General features: G+C 67.2%; 4 protein-coding genes and 2 pseudogenes. 2 read left to right on the top strand and 4 right to left on the bottom strand.

From position 1 onward, the window contains the following. The 4 genes and pseudogenes from EQG76_RS18655 to argC all read right to left on the bottom strand — a co-directional run. A pseudogene (locus EQG76_RS18655) lies at window positions 1-467 on the bottom strand (hypothetical protein); the annotation flags it as partial. 455 nt (window positions 468-922) lie between these two features. Then, window positions 923-1,510, bottom strand: coding sequence for a response regulator (locus tag EQG76_RS18650; protein ID WP_159715880.1), 588 nt, complete (start codon window positions 1,508-1,510; stop codon window positions 923-925). An 81-nt stretch (window positions 1,511-1,591) separates the two neighbouring features. After that, window positions 1,592-2,821, bottom strand: a complete 1,230-nt coding sequence (locus EQG76_RS18645) for a threonine ammonia-lyase (protein ID WP_159715879.1) — start codon at window positions 2,819-2,821, stop codon at window positions 1,592-1,594. Next, entirely contained in the window at window positions 2,818-3,864 is a 1,047-nt protein-coding gene (gene argC / locus EQG76_RS18640; protein ID WP_159715878.1) for an N-acetyl-gamma-glutamyl-phosphate reductase, read from the bottom strand. The genes EQG76_RS18645 and argC overlap by 4 nt, the downstream gene beginning before the upstream one ends. 108 nt (window positions 3,865-3,972) lie before the next feature. On the opposite strand from argC, the gene EQG76_RS18635 reads away from it, so the two are divergent. Then, window positions 3,973-4,221, top strand: a complete 249-nt coding sequence (locus EQG76_RS18635; RefSeq protein ID WP_159715877.1) for a type II toxin-antitoxin system Phd/YefM family antitoxin — start codon at window positions 3,973-3,975, stop codon at window positions 4,219-4,221. An 8-nt stretch (window positions 4,222-4,229) separates the two neighbouring features. Next, window positions 4,230-4,448 (top strand): annotated as a pseudogene (locus EQG76_RS18630) (hypothetical protein); the annotation flags it as partial.

Raw genomic sequence — 4,448 nt, 5'->3', positions numbered from 1 at the left:
GGGCTTGCCGGCATCGGTGAGCCTGCGCGCGATTTGGGGCTCATCCCTGCAAGCGACGCTTGTCTTGCCTGGTCCAGCTGGGTTCGCGCCCTTACGATCAGGTCCTCACGGCTGGTGATGATCCTTCCTGTCGCCTCCTGCACCTCGGCCAGCTTGGCCGACATCTCGCGGAGATCCCGGGCAATGGGTCCGACGCTCATCTGGCCACTTAGGGCGCCAATGGCCGCCTCATCGTCGGCCAACCGGGCCAGGGAGTTACGGGCTGCAGTTATCTCCTGCAACACAGCATAGTCCGACCCAGCCTGGTCCTGGACCTTGCGCAGCGCCGTCTCGAGCACGTCAAACTGGGCCTGATGGTGGTGGCGCAGCGCCGCGCCACCGCCAAGTGCGCTGGTCAGCCACCAGGACGAGGTGAGGATCGCCAGCCCGGTCACCATCGCACCCAGGAGGAGCACCAGCGGGATCATGGCGCCCTGCGCGCGCTGCGACATGCCCAGGACATAGTGCCAGGACGTTGCCAGCAGGCAGGCGAGGCCGATGGCGGCGCCGATCGGGATTAGCCATGAACTGGCGAAGCCTTCGGCGGCGAGAGTACCATGCATGCCCAGAATGCGCCCGGGCCAGTCAGGACGCTCCCGACGATCGCCATGGAGGAGGCGAGACGAATATCGGCCATGCTCTATCCCTGCCTGAAAAAATGGATGGTTCCAAAATATTGCGGATGTGATGGCTGATGCTCAGTCGTGCAGCGCAGTCATCTAGTGCGCAGGGCTGCGCTATAACATGGTTAACAAATCGGAAATCTGCAAAAAAACAGGAAACTAGGCACGGAGAGGCCGTGTTGATTGAAGTCATATCCGGATATGAAGGACGGGATCTTCGGGCTCGGGAGAGGGGCGCTACCGGCGGATGATCCGACCGGTCAGGGCGCCAGCTGGCCACCCTTGACCAGGGCGATCAGGCCCACGCCCAGTGCGATCAGCAGGCCGCTGGCCAGACCGAAGGTCACCGCCGACCAGAACCGCTCACGCGCGTTCTCATAGGCGCGGGCCAGCCGGATCGCGTTCTTTACCCCCTGCTCGTCGTCCAGGCCCAGCCTCGTCATCAACCGGTCAACCGCCTGGCTCACCGCCCGCTCCGCCGCGCGGCGCGCCAGGATCTCGATCTCCCCCAGCAACTCGCGCTGTTCGTTACCCGGCGGCCGCGCTGCCGGGGCGGGGGCGGGCAGGGCCAGTGCTTGAAGCTGGCGGCGGAGTTGACCGGTCCCGGCGGTGGCGAACAGGAGCGGGACCGCCGGAAAGGCCTGGCCCAGCGCGTCCACGATCTCGCTGCCCTCGCCGTCGGGCAGGGTCAGCTCGGACAGGATCGCGTCCGGCTGCCAGCCCGGCCGCTCGCGCAGCAGCATGGCTTCGGCCAAGCCGGCGGCGCTGCGCAGGTCGAGCCGTTCGCCCGGCTCGCGCGCGAGGCCGGCAGCGAGGCTGGGGGTGGTCGCCAGGATCAGGACACGCACCGGGCCGCTCCGAGGCATGGGACGGAGCCCGATATCTACCAGAAGTTGGGGCGCGGTTAAAGAATTTGATCCTATATCGGATCACAATCCGCTGGTCATGCGCGGTTCGTCCAGGCCGCGTACCGGGAAGCCCTCCGCGGCCAAGCTGTTGCGGATCTGCTGGGCATGCAGGGTGTTGCGTGTCTCGATCGTCACGTCGACATCGGTCAGCATGACCGAGAGCCGCGCGAACGCCCGCTGGTGCGCCACGTCCACCACGTTGCCGCCGCAGCGCGCGATCAGCGCGGTCAATTGGGTGAGGCTGCCCGGCCGGTCGGGCAGGCTGACCCGGAAGCGCACCATCCGCTCGGTCCGCACCAGGCCGCGCAGGATGACCGCCGAGAGCAGCCGGCTGTCGATGTTGCCGCCGCTCAGCACGAGCCCGACCTTGCGGCCGCGGAAGCGGTCGGCATTGGCCAGAAGGGCCGCCAGGCCAGCTGCACCCGCACCCTCCGCCACGGTCTTCTCGATCTCGAGCAGCATCAGCACGGCGGTCTCCAGCGCCGCCTCGTCCACCAACATCACATCGTCGACCAGCGCGTCGATGATCGGGAGGGTCACCTTGCCCGGCTGCTTGACCGCGATGCCCTCCGCAATGGTGGGGCCACCCGCCTCGATGGGTAGGCCGCGCCGCAGCCGCCAAACGGTGGGATAGAGGGCCGCCTCCACGCCCACCACCTCGATGGCCGGCTTGCGCGCCTTCGCGGCGATGGCCATCCCCGAGATCAGCCCGCCGCCGCCGACCGGCACCACCAGCACCTCCAGCTCGGGCACCTCGTCCAGCATCTCCAGCGCGAGCGTACCCTGGCCGGCGATCACCTGCGGGTCGTCGAACGGGTGGATGAACAGCAGGTCCTCGGCCGAGGCGATCTGGCGGGCATGGTCGGCCGCCTCCTCGACCCCGCTGCCGGACAGCTCGACCCGGGCCCCCAGCTTGCGGGTGTTCTCCACCTTCACGATCGGGGTGAAGGCCGGCATCACGATCGTGGCGGGGATGCCGAGCCTAGCCGCGTGATAGGCCACGCCCTGGGCGTGGTTGCCGGCCGACATCGCGATCACGCCGCGCGCCCGCTTCGCCGGATCGGCCTGGAGCAGCCGGTTGAGGGCACCCCGCTCCTTGAAGGAGGCGGTGTACTGGAAGTTCTCGAACTTCAGGTGAACGTCGGCACCGGTGATCTCGGACAGGGTGCGCGACAGCCGGAGCGGGGTGCACGCCACCGCACCGGCGATCCGCGCTCGCGCTGCCTCGATGTCGGCGGGCGTGACGCTCACGGGTAGAGCGGGCCGATGGTGAGCCCGCTGGTCTCGGCAAAGCCGGCCATGACGTTCATGTTCTGCAATGCCTGCCCCGAGGCGCCCTTGACCAGGTTGTCGGTCACCGAGAGCAGGATCGCCCGGCCCGCCGCCCGGTCGGGATGCACCGCGATCAGGCAGTGGTTGGAGCCGCGCACCTGCTTGACCGAGGGCAGGCTCTTGGGCGGCAGGACGTGGACGAACGGCTCCTCCGCATAAGTCTCCGCCAGCCGCTCCTGCAGGTCCGCGACCTCCACCCCGTCTTTCAGCCGGACATAGATGGTGGCGAAGATCCCGCGGCCCATCGGTACCAGATGCGGGGTGAAACTGACCTCGACCCTGCCGCCGACGAACTCGCCCAGGCACTGGTCGATCTCCGGCGCGTGGCGGTGGTTGCCGACCCCGTAGGCCGAGAAATTGTCGGACGCCTCGGCGAACAGGAGGTTCTCGCGCAGGGAGCGGCCGGCACCGGACACGCCCGACTTGCCGTCAATCACGATCGGGTCGCGCTCGATCAGCTCCTCGGCCAGCAGCGGGATCAGCGGCAGCTCGGCCGTGGTGGTGTAGCAGCCGGGATTGGCCACCAGCCGGGTCGTCCGGATCTTGTCCCGGTAGTGCTCGGTGAGCCCGTACACCGCCTCCTTCTGCAGCTCGACCGCGGCATGGGGATGGCCGTAGACCTGCTGGTACTGCTTCGGGTCGTAGAGGCGGAAATCGGCCGACAGGTCGACGATCTTTACGTTGTGGGGCAGGTCGCGCAGCACCTCCTGGGTAGTGCCGTGCGGCAGGCAGCAGAACACCACGTCCAGTGTGGAGAAGTCGACGTCCTCGATCTTCACCAGCTTCGGCAGCTTCTGCATCGCCAGATGTGGGAAGACCTCGCCGATCTCCTTGCCGGCCATGCGGTCGCCGGTCAGCGTCGTGACCCGCAGCCCGTCATGCTGGGCGAGCAGGCGCAGGAGCTCCGCCCCCGTGTAGCCGGACGCACCTAGGACACCTACCGCAAGTTTCGACGCTGCCATGTTCCTCACTCCTCCTGCAGGGGCAGATAGAGCCGGAGTGGTCTCTTGTGCAACGCAATGGACGGCATGAGTTGGGTTAGCTAGATTGGCTACGGAAGGAGGCTCTGGATGATCGTCAACATGCATGAGGCAAAGAGCCAGCTGTCGAAGCTGGTCGAGGCTGCCCTGCGTGGCGAGGAGGTCATCATCGCCCGGGCCGGCAAGCCCGTTGTCCGTATCGAGCCCGTGGAACCTGTCCGGCTTCGGCCGGTAGGCGGGCTGGAAGGGACGCTCGACAGGCAAGCCATCGCCTTCCTTGAGGAAGACCTGGGCGAGGAGTGGTGGGGCGACGTGCCGGCTCCGGCCGAGGCTCCATGACTCTGGAGATGCAGCGCTTCCTGCTCGACACCAACATTGTGGTGCGCTGGCTGTATGAGCCAGAGCGGATTCCCGCGGACATCCAGGATCGGTTGCGGCGGAGCGTGAAGGCGCCAATGTTCAGTGCCGTTACTCCCTACGAGCTGACCCTGAAGTCCAACATCGGCAAGCTCGGCCTCGACGTCGCCGATCTGCTGGAGCGGCTGGCCAGCTATGGCTTCATGGAA

Source organism: Geminicoccus flavidas, assembly GCF_009806515.1.
Lineage (GTDB): Bacteria > Pseudomonadota > Alphaproteobacteria > Geminicoccales > Geminicoccaceae > Geminicoccus > Geminicoccus flavidus.
Note: the sequence above shows the minus strand (reverse complement) of the source record. Positions and strands in the feature narration are given on the sequence as shown.

What these genes read in the sequence shown, in the direction of transcription:
- argC (WP_159715878.1), bottom strand. Translation starts at nt 3,864, where the DNA reads ATGGCAGCGTCGAAACTTGCGGTAGGTGTCCTAGGTGCGTCCGGCTAC.
- EQG76_RS18635 (WP_159715877.1), top strand. Translation starts at nt 3,973, where the DNA reads ATGATCGTCAACATGCATGAGGCAAAGAGCCAGCTGTCGAAGCTGGTC.